Source organism: Streptococcus parasanguinis (genome assembly GCF_040908565.1).
Taxonomy (GTDB): domain Bacteria; phylum Bacillota; class Bacilli; order Lactobacillales; family Streptococcaceae; genus Streptococcus; species Streptococcus parasanguinis_AC.
Window position 1 is genome coordinate 74246 of the sequence record NZ_JBDGEA010000005.1, and the last position, 15780, is coordinate 90025.

Below are 15780 nucleotides of genomic sequence, written 5' to 3' on the forward strand. Positions count from 1 at the left end.
AAGTTTTATCAATTTAATTGATGTAAAAGCAATTCTTTCTCAAAATTGTGAAAAAATAATTTAAAAAACTTTTTCTTCACAAAGTGATGTTTTCAATTGATTTTTGTAAGCGTTTTCTTAATCTTACTAAAAAAAAGCAACTTTTTACAAGTATAAAGTTGCTTTTTGTTTTATTTTGTTAGGATATGTTTTGTTTCAGTTTCAGAGAAGTATTTTTACTTCTTGACTGGTCCTTTTTCAGCCTTATCTAGGGCTTCTTTAACTGTTTGAGCATAGAGTTCCCCGCCATTGGTTTCCATATTGAAGTGAACAGAGTCTGTTCCCACCCAAATGTTTGGATTTTCAATTGCTACTTGATACCAGTCCGCAATGGTGATAAAGTCGTACTTCTTGGCTAGTTCTAACTCATAAAGACGCGTTTGAACCGATTCGCTGGACTGATCGTTGGCATATCGACCATCATATGGTGTCACAAGGATCAGGCGACGGCCTTTTGGAAGTTTTTCAACATACTGATCCAGCAATTCTTTGTAGTTGCTTACAGTATTGGTTCCTAGGGCAATGACTACATTTTTTAGGAGAACTTTATTGGAGATATCGGTCTCAAAGACCTTCATTCCATTTTCCAACTGACGGCTTACCACTGCATCGATCTGGATGCCAGGGATCGCTTTAGTCAGGTAGTCCTGCGCCCGCAAGTTAACGGAGTCACCGATCATGGTCACACCATTTGAGACGTTATAGTCTGTTGCAGTCGCATTGTCCACCTGCGTCCGTGTGACCTGCATTTTGCTGTCTGCTTGATTGAGCCCACTCACTACCAAACTCTCATCAAAAGCTCCGACGGTTGGTGCAAAGGCGGAGATTCCAACCATCAAGAGAGCCAGTGGAATCATGAGGTAAAAGATCGGCTTGGTCAAAAAACTGAGATCCATCTTCATGCCAAAGACACGAGGTTCCTTGCCTGCAATGGTTGGCTCCAAAATGTAGAAGGAAAGAGCTGTTAGAATCAAGGAAACGATCGTCGTCACAAGGGCTCCCATCATATTTCCCAAGTGTTGAGAAAAGATAATAAAGAAAGGCCAGTGGAAAAGATAAACGCCATAACTGGTATCCGCAAGAAAATTAAGGATAGCCGGCTCCTTTTTATTTGGCGTCTTCTCATGAAGAATGCGGGCCGACAGAATCATAGCACAGGCTGCGATCGTTGCTGCTAAAAAGCCAAACAGATAGGTCCACAAGCTATCAAACGGCAAGAAAAGACTGAGGGCAAACAAGAAGGCAAAGCTTCCGCCCAAGACCGATAAGGTCTTTTTCATGCTCCAAGACTGTACGAGTTTTGTAAAGTTTGGACTGACATTAGCAATCCCTGTCACCGTTGCTAGGCATGATCCCGCAAAGAAGGGGAAGATGTGTGTGAAGCTAGAAAAATAGATGGTGGAGAAATTAGCTGTCAGAAAGGCGCGGATGAACATGGACAAGAAGGTGAAGAGAAAGAGCCCGCTGGATGCTAAGAAGAGCATGCCTCGGTACTTTCCAACCGTCTTAGCCCGCTTAGCCAAGAACCATGCCAAAAGCGCCCAGAGCACATAGTAATGCACTTCTAGAGCCAAACTCCAGGTATGAAGGAAGAGATGCGGAATGAAGTTACTTTCGTAACTACCACCCGTTGCCATCTCAAAGAAATTGGTCACAAAACCGAAGACCGCCGCAATCTGAGTCCCAATACCAGCCACATAGTCCCGTTGGACCATAAAGGTAAAAGGCATCACAACCAAAACCATAAAGACAAGAGGCGGTACAATCCGGTAAAAGCGTCGCTTCAAGAAAGCCAGGTAGTCGATACCTTGATTACGCGCAAATTCATCAATCAAAAGTGCTGTAATCAAGAATCCCGAGAAGGTGAAGAAAATATCTACCCCAATGAAACCTCCAGGAAAGGCCTTCTGGAAGAAATGGTAGAGCAATACCAATAAGAGTCCTGTGACACGGACGAGTGAAAACCATTTAATGCGCATTTTGATAAATCCCCTGCTTGAATGTTCCTTTGTATACGACGTTGGCTTCTGTGGTTAAGGTTCCTTTGCCCTCCGGCTGACCATTGACAAACTGTCCCTCATAGGTCCATCCATCCTTGGACTTAAACTTGCCATAGCCACTAAAAGATCCGTTGACGAGGTTACCTGTATAGGTATCCCCATTTTTAAAGGTGACGGTTCCCTTGCCATTCATCTTGCCACGGACTAAACTTCCGTCGTAACGGATCGCCCCCTTGTCCAAGGTCAAGACGCCCTTACCTGGAATGGCCGAAAAGAAAACCAGCAAAGCAGATAAGACAATCACTACTAATGCTGCTATTTCTAAATTTTTTCGCGTTAGGTAGACCTTATAGGTCTCATAAAATTCTTTCATATTCTGTATTCTCTCACATCTCAAACTCTTAGGAAGTGGCTAGCTGATCCAACCAAGCCTTACAGCCAGTCAGGACTCTGGAATAGGTCTCCTCAAAATCACCGGTATACCATGGATCTGGCACACTTTCAGCAGCAAAAAGATGAATCTTGTGCTCTGTCCCTGCAGGAGCCATTCGCTTCAGATCTGCTACATTGTTTTCGTCCATCCCTAGGATCAAATCAAAGTTGTAAAAATCCTCTTCCTTGATCTGTAAGGAAGTCTTAGCTGGATCATACGGGACCTGGTGTTGTTGAAAGATTTTCTGGGTTCCCCGATGGATAGGATTGCCATGTTCCCAGCTAGAGGTGGCCCGACTTTCAATCTCATACTGATCCGTCAAGTCCTTCATGACAAACTCCGCCATGGGGCTCCGACAAATATTTCCTAAGCAGACAAAGACGATTTTTTTCATGATTCCACCTAACTCCTTGTTCGGACTGCCCAACCTAGCTGAGCTCTTCGCTTTCCACTATGGAAAACCAGCATACTATTACTATTATAACAAAAATGTGACAGAAAGATGACAAAGGGACTCCATCATTTTAAAGAAAAATCAGATTCCTTTTTCAAATCTGATCTGTTTCTCTATTTTGGAAAACGAACCTCTAATGGAGGCCATTTACTCTGCCAATTTTTCTTTTTCATACGCTCTGTATAAACCGCTAAACGCTCTGGGCTGGCTAAAAAATGCGGAGTCGGCTGAACGATGAAGTCTTCGATATCCCTTGTCCCATAGGGGAGAAAGAGCTCTAACTGACCATCTTTCCTTAAGCGAACCGCAAGGGCCGTACATTGCTCGGGGTATTTGGAAACCGCATCACAGGCACTGCGATAAGGGGCCGTCCCTGGACTATGCTGGTGCATGTAGACTTGATTCTTCACTTCCCAAGCGTACTGGGGATGATTCTTCTTTAATTCCTGCTCAATCTGGAGAGTCTCCTCATAGCTGATTGCAGGGTCATAAAAAACTAGATCCATATCGGTTGTCGCATCAAACCCTGGTTTTCCAGAGAGCTGGTTCCAGATGAAATTGCGCACCGCGCCCGCTGCTAACCAGGCATCTGCTAAGTCTAGATCCCGAATAATGGCCAAGACAGTCATCATCTCCGGATCCGCTTGGATTTGTTCTACGATTGCTTCTTCCGTCAGCATTTTCTTCTAGTCTCCATTGTAGGGATAACCCAGGTGTTCATAAGCCTTGCGGGTCGCCACGCGCCCTGTCCGGGTCCGCATGATAAAGCCTTTTTGAATCAAGTAAGGCTCATACATATCTTCTACGGTCTCGCGCTCTTCGGCAATATTGACCGATAGAGTCCCAAGCCCGACCGGACCACCGCCGTACATTTCAATCATGGTGCGCAGGATCTTTTGATCGACATAGTCCAGTCCTTCCTGGTCCACATCCAGCATGGAGAGGGCCTTGTCCGTAATGGTATCGTCAATCAAGCCATCGCCCATAATCTGAGCAAAATCACGCACCCGTTTAAGCAACCGGTTGGCAATCCGAGGGGTCCCACGACTACGAAGAGAAAGCTCTTCGGCAGCTTCGTGGGTAATCTCCATCTCAAAGATCTCGGCGGTCCGCTCGACAATCTCTGTCAAATCATCTTGCTCATAGTATTCCATGTGACCCGTAATTCCAAAGCGAGCGCGCAAGGGATTGGACAGCATACCAGCTCGGGTCGTCGCCCCAATCAAGGTGAAAGGAGGAAGGTCCAGATGGACACTCCGGCTAGTCTCGCCAGCGCCAATCATAATGTCGATGTAAAAATCTTCCATGGCGCTGTAAAGCACTTCTTCGACTGACATAGGCAGACGGTGGATCTCATCGATAAAGAGGACATCCCCCGGCTCTAAGTCATTAAGGATAGCTACCAGGTCACCAGCCTTTTCAATGACAGGACCAGAAGTCTGCTTGAGATTGACGCCCAGTTCATTGGCAATGACAAAAGCCATGGTGGTTTTCCCAAGCCCCGGAGGGCCAAAAAGAAGGACATGATCCAGCGCTTCATCCCGAAGCTTCGCCGCCTCAATAAAGATTTTCAGCTGGTCCTTGACCTTATCTTGACCAATATATTCATGTAAATATTGCGGGCGCAGCGTCCGTTCAACGGCCTCTTCATCGCCCATGATTTCATTGTCTAAAATTCTACTCATACAGTCTATTATAGCAAAAAATGATACCTTGGGTACCACAAATAGAATGTGTTTTTTAAGATCCTAGTTCTCACTTGCGTTCGAACTGCGTCAACGTACCTAAGCTCGCTGATGTTCGTGAAAAATAAAGATCGTAGTTCTCACTAACGTTCGAACTGCATCAATGTACCTAAGTTCGTCTGCGTCCCGATTGGACTGCCTTCACCATAATAAGGAACGTAGAAAAAGCCACCGGTTTTGGTGGCTCTTATAGGGAGATTATTATGAAAAAGTTTTAGGAGTTTTATCATTCAAAGTTAGGAGGTCTTTGATGATGGTATTAGTATACAATAGGAAGCTTAAACTTTCCTTATAGTTTTTCTAAATTTTTTTGAGAAAAAGAGGAGGTCTCAAGCAAGAATTTCACATCCTTGTTTGGCCACTCCCCTTTCCTCTTTATTTCTTAGCGATGGCATGGTAGCTGGTCTTGCTAGTGAAGACTTGACCTGCTCTCAGGATGACCTTTTCAGCCTGGTCACTGTGAATGGCATCTGGCACTGTTTGGAATTCTAGAGCCAAGCCATTGTGCTGAACCATTGGTTGCCCTTGCAGATGAACAGTTTCGTCTACGAAATTGGCTGAATACACCACCAAGGCGGGAGCTTCTGACTTGAAGGTCAAAAAGCGTCCAGATGGCTGATGGTAAAGAAAGCCGGCATTTTCATGCCCTTCTGGTAGAGCGAAAGGATGGTCCAATCCTTCTACCAGGCGGATTTGCGGATCTGAATCCTTAAAGAGATCCTCTAAGAGCATAGCTTGGTAGAGATGCTGAACGATTGGACTTTCTCTATCCACGGTCTGAAGAGGAACACCATCTGGGTGGATGGGGTAAAGCCCCTGATGATTGATCTGAAAGACATGGTCATTAATCGGCTGAGTGAAGTTGCCTGATAGGTTGAAATAGCTGTGGTTGGTCGGGTTGACCAAGGTGTCTTGATCCGTTTCTACCCGATAAGCAATCTCGAGTTCACCATCTTCCGTCAAACCATAGGTCACCCAGATCTTGAGATTTCCAGGGAAACCACCAGTCCCATCCGCACGCTCAGTGTACAGAGTGATTTCTTGGTCCGTTACCGACTCCACGCTAAACAAGGCGCTGTCCCAACCAGTCGATCCACTGTGATTGCAGTTGGCACCGTTATTAACTTCCAAGTGATAGGTCTCTCCATTGAGTTCAAAACTGGCCCCCGCAATCCGGCCCGCCACTGGACCAATACTAGCCCCATATTTAGGGCTGTTGCCTACATAGTCCTCAAAGCAATCAAAGCCTAGGATAATATTAGCAAACCGGTCTTCTTTATCAGGTGTCACATATTCTAAAATCGTCGCACCATAAGTCATGACAGACAATTGGTAGCCCTTGTCATTTTCGAAGCGATAAGCCCGAACTTCCTGATTCTGCCATTCCCCAAACACGCTTTCTTGATACTGTTTCACAAATCTTCTCCTCTCACTGTTTTTCTCCATTGTATCAGTTTCACAAGATGAAACACTCCACTTTTTATAGAAAAATAGTGGCTATTCTTTATGAAATGGATGAATGATCACCCCTTGCACAACCCGATTGACGGTACCAGTTGGTGAAGGCGTATCTGGGCGATTTTGAACCTTGAGCGAAGTCAAGAGAGAAATCAATTGACCATAGATAATGTAAGGGAAGGCACGGTAAATATCTAGTGAGTCTGCAGAAGCTTCCACCAACACTTCTCGTACATGCTCAATGCCTGCAACTTGATCGGTCAAGAGAATGACCTGACGGGCAATCCGATCCCCTGCAACTTCGCGAACCAAGTCCAGATCATACTGGCGCGTATAAGGATCAATGGATCCAAAGACTAAGACGAGGGTCTGGTCATTGATGAGGGATTTTGGACCGTGACGGAAGCCGACAGGACTCTCATACATGGTTGCGATTTTGCCTGCTGTTAATTCCAAAATTTTGAGCTGGGCTTCATGGGCTAGACCAAAGAAAGGTCCTGCCCCCAGATAGATCAGGCGCTCGAAGTCTAGATCGACCACTTCCTTGACCTCACGGTCCTTCTCCAAGACCTGCTCTGACAGATGAATCAATTCTTCTACCCGTTTTTCTTTGGTTTTTTCCTCACTTGGATCAAAGACCAAGAGAGCTGTCAGGAGCATAGAGGTAAAGCTCGAAGTCATGGCAAAGCCAGCATCATTGGTTTCTTTAGGTTGGAGAAGCAAAAGGTTGCGCTCATCTCCGTGGGCCTGCTGGGCCAGTTTCCCTTCTTCCGCACAAGTAATGGTGATCTGATAGAGTTCATCGACTAAGTCTTGAGCTAACTCAACTGTCGCAACACTTTCAGGCGAGTTGCCACTCCGGGCAAAGGATACTAAAACCGTCGGAACCTCTTTTTTCAAATAGCTTTGAGGATGAGCTACGATATCCGTCGTCGCAATGGATTGGAAATTCCAGTGGCGTTCATCGTGGACTTCCTGCAAGTAAAGAACCAAGGTATCGCCCACATAAGCTGAGGTTCCCGCTCCTGTCAGGATGACCTTGATATAGTCATGCTCTTGCCCAATTTTTTCTAAGAAAGCTTTTATTTCCGCTTCTCTTTCATGGTACAAGCGGGCTGTTTCTTTCCAAACACTTGGTTGTTGGTAGATCTCACGTGTTGTGATCTCTGCTCCTAGCTCCTGCAAGTCTTCTTTTGTATAGTCTAACATAAAAACTGTTGTTCCTTTCTACAATCTAACATTGATAAATGGGAAAGGAGCCTGAGATGATACTCCCAGACTCCCTACCAACCTACTCATCTTCATCATCATCAAGGTTTGACAAGAGGTCATTGACCTTGACAATACTTTCTTTTGCACGTTCAGGGTAGTCCCCTTCGCTACCAGTCAGACTGCTATTGATGAATTCGATAACCATCGGAAGATTCATCCCTGCGTATAAGTCAATCGCACGTCCTTCAAGGATCAAGCGGCTCACAGTGTTGCAAGGAGTCCCTCCTAATAGATCTGCAAATACAATATAGTCTTCTAGGCCTTGAACTGTTGCTTCAAATTTAGCAGTAAAGTCTTCTGGCCCTTCTTCTGGTAAGAGTGCAACTGTATGGATGGATTCTTGTGGTCCCATAATCATCTCTGTGCTGGCTTTAAGCTCTTCACAGAAGCGACCATGGCTGACCAATACTAACTCTTTTGCCATACCTTACTCCATTATGCCATTCCAAAGAAGAAGTGGCCAAATGCTGAGAATGCGATTGCCGCAAGGATGATGAGCAAGATAGCTTTTGTAGAGTTCATACCCTTACGTCCAAGCAACCAGTAGATTACACCTGTGATGATAGCTGGTACTAAGCGTGGGAAGATAAGGTTGAGCATATCTTGAATTTCAATCGCTTTGTCCCCAATATGTGGAGCCCAAGAAACTTCAACACCAATCATGCTGGCAATCAAGGCACCAACCATGAAGATACCCAGAACGGCAGCTGCATCGATCAAAGCTGTCAAGGTACTTTGCATGTTGTTGATGAGGTTAACCCCTTCTTTATAGGCAAATTCCAATTGTTTCCAACGGAAAATGTCATAAGCAACTGCCACAGCGATCCACAAGAAGATACCGGCTGGGTTTCCTGCAACAGCCAAAGTTGCTGCGATTGAACCCATAATCGCTGGTACCAATGATCCAAAGATTGAGTCCCCAAGAGGAGCGAATGGTCCCATGAGACCTGTCTTGATACCATTGACCGCATCTTTTGATTTGACACCATCTTTTTCTTCCAAAGCGAGGTCAAAACCAGTGATAATGGTGTGGAAGAATGGTGAAGTATTGAAGAATTGCGTATGCAATTTCATCATTTCTTTCAGTTCAGGTGTGCCGTCTCCATACATTTTCCGCAATTGTGGAAGAAGCATATAAAGGTAACCAGAAGCCTGCATCCGTTCATAGTTCCAACCCAATTGGAAAGTAAACAGACTACGTTTGTTAATTTGATTAAAATCCTCTTTAGTGAGTTTGTAGTTCTTAGAATTCGTCATCTTCAATTTCCCCGCTTTCTACATTGCTTGCTGGAGCAGCTACAACCGTACGTTGACTGTTTTTGAAGTGTTGCACTGCAAGGAAGATACCAATGATGGCAACCCCAATCATAGATACACTCTTGAAGTTGTTAACAAAAGTAATAGCTTGTTCTTTTGGAAGTTTAGCGAACACTTCAGAACCAACAATGCTAGACACTGCAGCACCAAGGCTTTGAACATTGCTATAAAGCACTGTCAACATTGCTGTCAAACCAAAGCCAAGTGCTAAGTAGTGAAGGTTACGACGAACAGGAAGGTAACGAAGCAAGATCGCAAATCCAAGACCTGGAAGCATTTGACCTGCAAGTTTCAGACCGTTTGCCAACCATTGTACATTAGCAAGACTTGTAACAACAGTTTCTACGAAAGCTCCACCATAAGCAAGCGCGAAGAAAACTGGGAGAGCTCGAGAAAGAGCCCATGGAATCGCCCCAAGGAGATAGTTGCGTTCGATGCCTTTGTAATCAAAGCGTTCAATCGCAGCATCTACACGGTGAGCGAAGTAAGTTGTAGTCATACGACCAAGAATATCAAAGTATGTCAACAAAGTTGCTACCGGCACAGCGATTGTAGCAATAGCAAGCTCTGCATCAATCCCTTTTGCTACTGAGAAGGCAGTCGCAAGAACGGCACCAGAAGTGGCGTCGATACGAGAAGCTCCACCGAAAGTACCAACACCGAGCACTGTCAATTGAAGAGAAGCTCCGATAAAGAGACCTGTCTTTAAATCTCCCATGACAAGTCCTGTAATGAAACCAGCAAAGACTGGTGATCCTGCTGATGAAACAATCGTCAACTCATCACAGATTTGATAAGCTGAGTACAAAGTAAGTAGTAAAATTTGCCACCATTGTATCATGACAATTTCCTCCTAAAATTTTTCTTTTTTATTTATAAACTATTTGAGCAACTTCAAGAAGTCTTCAACTGGATCATTTGGAACCATTTGAGCAGTTAGCTTAACTCCTTTTTCAGCTAGCTTGTGGAAAGCTTCCACATCGGCATCCACTACATTGATCGAACGAGTAACGGGACGAGTCTCGTCTGATTGAGACATGTTCCCTACGTTTAAGGTTTCAAGTGGCACACCTGCTTCCACCAAACCGAGGAAACGATCTGGTTTGCGAGCTACGATAAAGAGTCGTTGGCTATCATATTTTCCAGCCAAGATATTTTCCGCAGCCTTTGCGACTGGCAAGATACTGAGTTTAACACCAGGTGGTGTCGCCAGTTTCAAACCACTTTTTTCAATATCATTTTGAGCGACTTCGTCATCGATCACCATGATACGTGAAATATTTAGTTTGGTAGTCCAAAGATTGGCTACCTGCCCGTGGATCAAACGTCCATCGATACGGCATCCTACAATAGTCATAAGTTTTCCCCCTTTACTTCTTTGAATGTAGGTTGTTGAACAAGTTGAAGTGTCTCTTGGTAACGCCCTTCTGTCTCAAAGACAATCAGGCTATTGGCTCCTTCTTTGAGGAAACCATGAGGCACGTAAAGTGAAGTAGTCGGTCCGACTTCCCAGAAGCGACCGAGGTTGTGGCCGTTGACAAAGACGACCCCTTTCCCAAATCCTGTCATATCCAGATAAGTGTCAAGGGTGTGGTCCAGCTGAAAATCATATCGGTAAAATGCTGGAGCACCTGCCTGCCATTCCTTTGAAAAATCGAGCTGGCTGAGATCTTGTAAATCCAGTGGGTACTGCTTCCAATGAAGGTGGAAATGCAAATCCACACAAACACCTGTGCGAATGCCCTTGTGCTGGCTATCAGCTAAGAGCTTGTGCCCGTAGTTGACACGTCCCATATTCTCAAGCAAGATTTTTAAATTCGTAACCGCTTTCTTTTTCCCTTTGATAAAAAGATCTTCACCGATCTCTGTTTGGTATTGTGTTGCTACATGACGATCATCCAGGTAAATTTGTACCCGATCCTGACCATCAATGATGCGCAGTTTTTCTTCTTCCGCATCCAACTCAAGGTCCGTCTCATATAGTAGATAGCCTGTGGTTTGCCCCAACTCTTCCATCTTTTTCGGATAGAGACTGGTTTTGACTTGAGCCAGATTGTCCAGATTCCCAAAAAGACTAGTCTTGGCTGCCAATTGCAAGGTTTGTTCTGGCAAGTACTCCTTGATGAGCGGTTCTTGCTGTGGGTATTCCGGATAATAGGTCGCCATCATCTTTTGAATAGCATAATACTTCTCTGTCGGATTGCCCTGCTCATTGAGCAAAGCCCCATAGTCATAGGACGTCACCTGTGGCAAATCTAGCGTTCCCCGAGCTGAGCAACCATTCATAAAGCCGAAATTGGTCCCGCCATGAAACATGTAGAGATTGATGGAGCCGAGCTCCAAGACCTCATGTACAGCTTCTGCCAACTCTTCTGGATCCCTGTGAATCACGGGTTCCTTCCAGCGGGTAAACCAGCCATCCCAGAATTCCATACACATCAAGGGCCATTTCTTGCCGTATTCGTCAAAGAATTCTTGCATCTGACCAAAGTTATAGGCTGCTTTAGAGCCGAAGTTTCCCGTCACAAAGAGGTCTTCTTCAATCAGGGTTCCTGCTCTTAGGGTTGCTCGCCATGGCCCATCTGATGTAAAGAGGGGGCAGGTCACGCCTTTTTCCTTCATCAAATCCCGAATGGCACGAAGATAATCCTTATCTTCTCCATAAGAGCCGTACTCATTTTCCACCTGCATCATGAGGATTGGACCACCCTGATCCACTTGGTAGGGTGTCAACACCCCAAGCAAGCGATCATAATAACGATCCACCGCTTCGATAAAGGCTGGGTCTGATGAGCGGATTCGCAGGTCTTCTTCTAAGAGCCAGGCTGGCAAGCCTCCAAATTCCCACTCTGCACAGATAAAGGGCGACGGCCTTACAATCATGTAAAGTCCTAGGGACTGGGCTGTTTGAATGAAACGCTCTAAATCCAATCGACCACTAAAGTCAAACTGTCCTTTGCGGGGTTCATGCGCATTCCAAGGGACATAGGTCTCAACCGTGTTAAAACCTAAAGCCTTTAGATTATACAAGGAATGATACCAGTCTGCTGGGTCAATTCGGAAATAATGGATCGCTCCGGATAAAATCTTGAAGGGTTGATCTTTTAAATAGAAATCATCGCGAATCTCAAAAACTCCCATAAACGCCCCCCTTTCTTATATGTAACCCTTTTCATTTATTAATATAATAAATTATTTAAAAAATGTCAACACTTTTATAAAAAATATGTTAAAATAGGGTTAAATAAGAGAAATCTAAAGAGAGGTAGCACTATGGCAATTCCAAAGTACCAACACATCAAAGATGAATTGAAGCAGCAAATTATCTCCGGAAAATTTGAAAATGGAGATAAATTTTATACTGAAGCTGAACTCATTAAAATTTATGATGTCAGCTCTATCACCGTTGTCCGTGCTTTGAACGACCTCGCTGCTGATGGCTACATTGTCCGCCAGCAAGGAAAAGGAACCTTTGTTTCTCGTGCTCGAAAACACAAACTGGTTGAATTTTCAGATGTTGAAACCTTCCCCATCCAAAAGGCCAAAGTCAAAGTTCTCTCTATTAAACGCGGAAATACCTTGAGTATCCTAGACAAACTAGGCCTCAACCCAACGCAATTTTACTATAAGATCGAACGGACGCGCCAGACTGGGGATGATACCTATATCTTCCACCAAACCTATGTTCCTGAACAATACATCAATCCAAACTATCCAAATTTGGAATACTACAGCTCTATCTATGATCGCTTCAAAGAAGACTATCACATTCATATGAATGATGAGCACTTCGAAGAAGTCAACGAAATCGTCTTTCCTACACCAAGCAAGATTGCTAAAGTATTGAAGATCGACGAAAATTTCCCAACAGTCAAACAAGTGAAGACGACCAAGCTAGAAGCGACTGGCCAAATCCTTGAATACACTGAAACCTATAAACGCGGTGACTACTACAAGATCAAGTTCATCTCCTGTGACCGCGATCACTAAGAACCAAAAAGACTGAGACATCTCGGTCTTTTTTATAGCTCCAGTATAGCATGTTGAAAACAATTTCTAAAGACCTCTTTAAAAATATATATAATTAGTGATAGTTTAGCTATAAAAAGTTTAAAAAAGAGAGTGGGACAGAAATCGGTAATTCATTAGAATCCGATTTCGTCGTCCCACCTCCGCACAGTTGAGTAGGGCTGTAAAAGCTGATGAAATCAGCATAGTAGAGCCCACTCAACCACTGCGTCTTGCTCGACAATCCAAGAACAATTAAGAGGCTAGGACTTTTGTCCCAGCCTCTTTCGTCTATTTTTCAAATTCCCGTTTTTAGTTGCGCCTAGTCTCCCAAACCGATGCGTTCGAAGATTTCATCCACCCGTTTGGTATAGTAAGTTGGGTTGAAGATTTCGTCGATTTCTTCTTGAGTGAGACGTGATGTCACTTCTGGATCTGCTTCAAGAAGTGGTTTGAAGTCGACTTGGTTATCCCATGATTGGGCAGTTTTTGGTTGAACAAGGTCGTAAGCTTGCTCACGTGTCATGCCTTTTTCAATCAAAGTCAACATAGCTCGTTGGCTGAAGATCAGACCGAATGTAGAGTTCATGTTGCGGATCATGTTTTCAGGGAAGACTGTCAAGTTCTTGACAATATTTCCAAAACGGTTAAGCATGTAGTCAATCAAGATAGTGGTATCTGGTGCAATGATCCGCTCAGCTGATGAGTGAGAGATATCACGTTCATGCCAGAGTGACACATTTTCATAAGCTGTTACCATGTGACCACGGATGACACGTGCAAGACCTGTCATGTTTTCAGAACCGATAGGGTTGCGTTTGTGAGGCATTGCTGAAGAACCTTTTTGCCCTTTAGCAAAGAACTCTTCCACTTCACGTTGTTCAGATTTTTGAAGACCACGGATCTCAGTAGCCATACGCTCGATAGATGTTGCGATGCTCGCAAGAACTGCAAAGTACTCAGCGTGAAGATCACGAGGGAGCACCTGTGTAGAGATTTCTTGAGCACGGATACCCAATTTATCGCAGACGTATTTTTCGACGAATGGTGGGATATTGGCAAAGTTACCAACCGCACCAGAAATCTTACCAGCTTCCACACCGGCAGCCGCATGCTCGAAACGATCGATGTTCCGTTTCATTTCGCTGTACCAAGTGGCCAATTTAAGACCAAAAGTTGTCGGCTCAGCGTGCACACCGTGGGTACGACCCATCATGATGGTGAACTTGTGTTCTTTCGCTTTGTCAGCGATGATGTTAAGGAAGTTTTCAAGGTCCTTACGGATGATATCGTTGGCTTGTTTGTAGAGGTAACCGTAGGCCGTATCTACCACGTCAGTAGATGTCAAACCATAGTGAACCCACTTGCGCTCTTCACCAAGAGTCTCAGAAACCGCACGTGTGAAGGCCACCACATCGTGACGAGTTTGCTGCTCGATTTCCAAAATACGGTCGATATCAAAGTCCGCTTTTTCACGAATCAAAGCCACATCTTCCTTAGGAATTTCTCCCAACTCAGCCCATGCTTCGTCAGCCAAGATTTCCACCTCAAGCCAAGCACGGTATTTATTTTCTTCAGTCCAAATGTTCGCCATCTCAGGGCGGCTATATCTATCAATCATGTTTAATTTTCCTTTCTATTGATGTTTCACTTAAGTGGGGCGGACGTCAGCAGCTTCCTCCGGAATCTCATGACTAAATCTTGAGCCTGAAGTCTCAAGATTTCCGTCGCTTACGCTTTCCCCACGGCGTGAAACATCCGTTTAACGACTAAAAGTCGTTTTGCAATAACTGTTTATCTTCAATAGCTTTGGTTTGTCTATATTCAAACGCTTCAGCATTCTCATTTAATTCTACAGTCAACTCTTCGTGTTTATCCAAAAGTTCTTTTATTTTTTCAAATGGAACTTTGAAATATTCTTTTCGTCCATTTACCTTATTTACTTTATAGTTAGCAAGTTGATTATGTAGCTCTGTTTCTAAAGCAAAGGCTTCTTCACTAAAAATCAAAGCATGGACATCAAATTGAAAAGGTACAGAAGCACTGCTTAATTCCCTGATGCGTTCCAATGGCTCTAAACGACGAGTAACTCCAACTTTATAAACATCTTCACCAAAAGAACCTATGTTAGATATCACATACACATATCCTGCTGTTGCATGACCTTCTCGATAATCAATGTCTTCTTCAATTTCATCTAATTCAGATAATTTATCCTGATATTCAGTCAATTGGCGTCTGAGTTCATCTACTTCATCATTTTTTGCTTCTTTCAGTAACTCTGTTACCTTGGCAACCATATTTTTAAAGTGATCTCTATCTTTTTCTAATTGCTTTCGTTTCGCTTTAATCTCGACTTGAAGTTTTTTATCTTCTCGTTCCTTTTCTCTTTGTTCACGAAGCAACTCTTTTTCTTCTTGCTTTTGAAGCTCGTACTCAACAGCTACTTGAAATTCAAGCAATTTCAGTTGTAAATATTCTGATGTGATCTCCACACCATTACTAGCATAAATTTTATTCAGCTGATCAAACGATCGTATAAGCGCGGTCTTCTTGTTTTCAACATTAGCAGGCGTTGCTTTTACTAGTAAGGCATCTGCTTCTCCATTAAAACCTCTAATTGCCACCTTTTTTAATTTATTTTGAATCGCACGACCTTTTTTTTCACTATTGTTAAAAGTGTAAGTCCAAATAATCTTTGCAGCCTTATCATTTTTAACAAGTTCTTTTTCCTGAAGTCTAAGATTTTCTAAAGCTTCTTTGTATTGAAGTGAATCAGTGAATTTATATTGCCGATTAAAAAAGCCAAATTCTTGTAAGCCTATGTCATCATTTGCTAAAGAAATTTCATAGTTTAAACGATCAAGTTCGCTCCGTTTATTTACTAATTCTTCGTTCAAAGAATATATTTCCTCAGCAGTTTGTATTTGAAACTTTAATTCATCTAAACTCTTTTTCTTTAGTTCGATTTCTTGGTTTAATTTTTGAATTTTATTTTCCAGAACTTCATCTTTAGGCTTCCCAAAACTAAATATCCCCATATACTAAGTTCTC

General features: G+C 43.6%; 15 protein-coding genes. 1 reads left to right on the top strand and 14 read right to left on the bottom strand.

The genetic code is table 11. The features are described from left to right. Positions 1 to 215 precede the first annotated feature (215 nt). The 12 genes from AB5Y61_RS03775 to AB5Y61_RS03830 all read right to left on the bottom strand — a co-directional run bounded on the left by AB5Y61_RS03775 (position 216) and on the right by AB5Y61_RS03830 (position 11859). Positions 216 to 2018, bottom strand: coding sequence for an acyltransferase family protein (locus AB5Y61_RS03775; protein WP_368403221.1), 1803 nt, complete (start codon positions 2016 to 2018; stop codon positions 216 to 218). Continuing rightward, positions 2008 to 2412 (bottom strand): hypothetical protein, encoded by a 405-nt coding sequence (locus AB5Y61_RS03780; RefSeq protein WP_368403222.1) that lies wholly within the window; start codon positions 2410 to 2412, stop codon positions 2008 to 2010. Before AB5Y61_RS03780 ends, AB5Y61_RS03775 begins: the two co-directional genes overlap by 11 nt. Positions 2413 to 2440: 28 nt before the next feature. Continuing rightward, complete coding sequence (locus AB5Y61_RS03785; protein WP_070666655.1) at positions 2441 to 2866, bottom strand: low molecular weight protein-tyrosine-phosphatase; 426 nt, start codon at positions 2864 to 2866, stop codon at positions 2441 to 2443. Positions 2867 to 3039: 173 nt separating this feature from the next. Further along, a complete protein-coding gene (locus tag AB5Y61_RS03790; protein WP_368403223.1) occupies positions 3040 to 3606 on the bottom strand; it encodes a nucleotidyltransferase family protein in 567 nt (188 codons plus the stop codon). A gap of 6 nt (positions 3607 to 3612) precedes the next feature. Then, positions 3613 to 4611, bottom strand: coding sequence for a Holliday junction branch migration DNA helicase RuvB (ruvB, locus tag AB5Y61_RS03795; protein WP_368403224.1), 999 nt, complete (start codon positions 4609 to 4611; stop codon positions 3613 to 3615). 435 nt (positions 4612 to 5046) lie between these two features. Continuing rightward, the gene (locus AB5Y61_RS03800) at positions 5047 to 6087 is read right to left on the bottom strand and encodes an aldose epimerase family protein (protein WP_368403225.1); all 1041 of its coding nucleotides are present in this window, start codon (positions 6085 to 6087) and stop codon (positions 5047 to 5049) included. Between the two features lie 81 nt (positions 6088 to 6168). Then, entirely contained in the window at positions 6169 to 7338 is a 1170-nt protein-coding gene (locus AB5Y61_RS03805; protein ID WP_368403226.1) for an SIS domain-containing protein, read from the bottom strand. Between the two features lie 82 nt (positions 7339 to 7420). Continuing rightward, on the bottom strand, positions 7421 to 7825 hold the full coding sequence (locus AB5Y61_RS03810) for a PTS sugar transporter subunit IIA (protein WP_155169899.1): 405 nt from the start codon (positions 7823 to 7825) through the stop codon (positions 7421 to 7423). An 11-nt stretch (positions 7826 to 7836) separates the two neighbouring features. After that, a complete protein-coding gene (locus AB5Y61_RS03815) occupies positions 7837 to 8658 on the bottom strand; it encodes a PTS system mannose/fructose/sorbose family transporter subunit IID (protein WP_368403227.1) in 822 nt (273 codons plus the stop codon). Beyond that, positions 8645 to 9559: a PTS mannose/fructose/sorbose/N-acetylgalactosamine transporter subunit IIC gene (locus tag AB5Y61_RS03820; RefSeq protein ID WP_368403228.1), complete on the bottom strand. Its 915-nt coding sequence runs from the start codon at positions 9557 to 9559 to the stop codon at positions 8645 to 8647. Before AB5Y61_RS03820 ends, AB5Y61_RS03815 begins: the two co-directional genes overlap by 14 nt. A gap of 39 nt (positions 9560 to 9598) precedes the next feature. After that, on the bottom strand, positions 9599 to 10075 hold the full coding sequence (locus AB5Y61_RS03825; RefSeq protein WP_006595287.1) for a PTS system mannose/fructose/N-acetylgalactosamine-transporter subunit IIB: 477 nt from the start codon (positions 10073 to 10075) through the stop codon (positions 9599 to 9601). Continuing rightward, positions 10072 to 11859, bottom strand: a complete 1788-nt coding sequence (locus AB5Y61_RS03830) for a beta-galactosidase family protein (protein ID WP_368403229.1) — start codon at positions 11857 to 11859, stop codon at positions 10072 to 10074. The genes AB5Y61_RS03825 and AB5Y61_RS03830 overlap by 4 nt, the downstream gene beginning before the upstream one ends. A gap of 132 nt (positions 11860 to 11991) precedes the next feature. On the opposite strand from AB5Y61_RS03830, the gene AB5Y61_RS03835 reads away from it, so the two are divergent. Next, entirely contained in the window at positions 11992 to 12708 is a 717-nt protein-coding gene (locus AB5Y61_RS03835; protein WP_023920049.1) for a GntR family transcriptional regulator, read from the top strand. A gap of 340 nt (positions 12709 to 13048) precedes the next feature. Here AB5Y61_RS03835 and purB read toward each other — a convergent pair whose 3' ends face one another. Together purB and AB5Y61_RS03845 are read right to left on the bottom strand one after the other, a co-directional pair. After that, on the bottom strand, positions 13049 to 14347 hold the full coding sequence (gene purB, locus AB5Y61_RS03840; RefSeq protein WP_368403230.1) for an adenylosuccinate lyase: 1299 nt from the start codon (positions 14345 to 14347) through the stop codon (positions 13049 to 13051). A gap of 148 nt (positions 14348 to 14495) precedes the next feature. Continuing rightward, on the bottom strand, positions 14496 to 15767 hold the full coding sequence (locus tag AB5Y61_RS03845) for a DUF4041 domain-containing protein (RefSeq protein ID WP_368403231.1): 1272 nt from the start codon (positions 15765 to 15767) through the stop codon (positions 14496 to 14498). Positions 15768 to 15780: the final 13 nt, after the last annotated feature.

Bases quoted from the DNA above. Each gene is read 5' to 3' on its own strand.
- AB5Y61_RS03830 (WP_368403229.1), bottom strand. From the start codon at position 11,859: ATGGGAGTTTTTGAGATTCGCGATGATTTCTATTTAAAAGATCAACCC.
- AB5Y61_RS03820 (WP_368403228.1), bottom strand. From the start codon at position 9,559: ATGATACAATGGTGGCAAATTTTACTACTTACTTTGTACTCAGCTTAT.
- purB (WP_368403230.1), bottom strand. From the start codon at position 14,347: ATGATTGATAGATATAGCCGCCCTGAGATGGCGAACATTTGGACTGAA.
- AB5Y61_RS03845 (WP_368403231.1), bottom strand. From the start codon at position 15,767: ATGGGGATATTTAGTTTTGGGAAGCCTAAAGATGAAGTTCTGGAAAAT.
- AB5Y61_RS03790 (WP_368403223.1), bottom strand. From the start codon at position 3,606: ATGCTGACGGAAGAAGCAATCGTAGAACAAATCCAAGCGGATCCGGAG.
- AB5Y61_RS03835 (WP_023920049.1), top strand. From the start codon at position 11,992: ATGGCAATTCCAAAGTACCAACACATCAAAGATGAATTGAAGCAGCAA.
- AB5Y61_RS03815 (WP_368403227.1), bottom strand. From the start codon at position 8,658: ATGACGAATTCTAAGAACTACAAACTCACTAAAGAGGATTTTAATCAA.
- AB5Y61_RS03805 (WP_368403226.1), bottom strand. From the start codon at position 7,338: ATGTTAGACTATACAAAAGAAGACTTGCAGGAGCTAGGAGCAGAGATC.
- AB5Y61_RS03810 (WP_155169899.1), bottom strand. From the start codon at position 7,825: ATGGCAAAAGAGTTAGTATTGGTCAGCCATGGTCGCTTCTGTGAAGAG.
- AB5Y61_RS03775 (WP_368403221.1), bottom strand. From the start codon at position 2,018: ATGCGCATTAAATGGTTTTCACTCGTCCGTGTCACAGGACTCTTATTG.
- AB5Y61_RS03785 (WP_070666655.1), bottom strand. From the start codon at position 2,866: ATGAAAAAAATCGTCTTTGTCTGCTTAGGAAATATTTGTCGGAGCCCC.
- AB5Y61_RS03780 (WP_368403222.1), bottom strand. From the start codon at position 2,412: ATGAAAGAATTTTATGAGACCTATAAGGTCTACCTAACGCGAAAAAAT.
- AB5Y61_RS03825 (WP_006595287.1), bottom strand. From the start codon at position 10,075: ATGACTATTGTAGGATGCCGTATCGATGGACGTTTGATCCACGGGCAG.
- ruvB (WP_368403224.1), bottom strand. From the start codon at position 4,611: ATGAGTAGAATTTTAGACAATGAAATCATGGGCGATGAAGAGGCCGTT.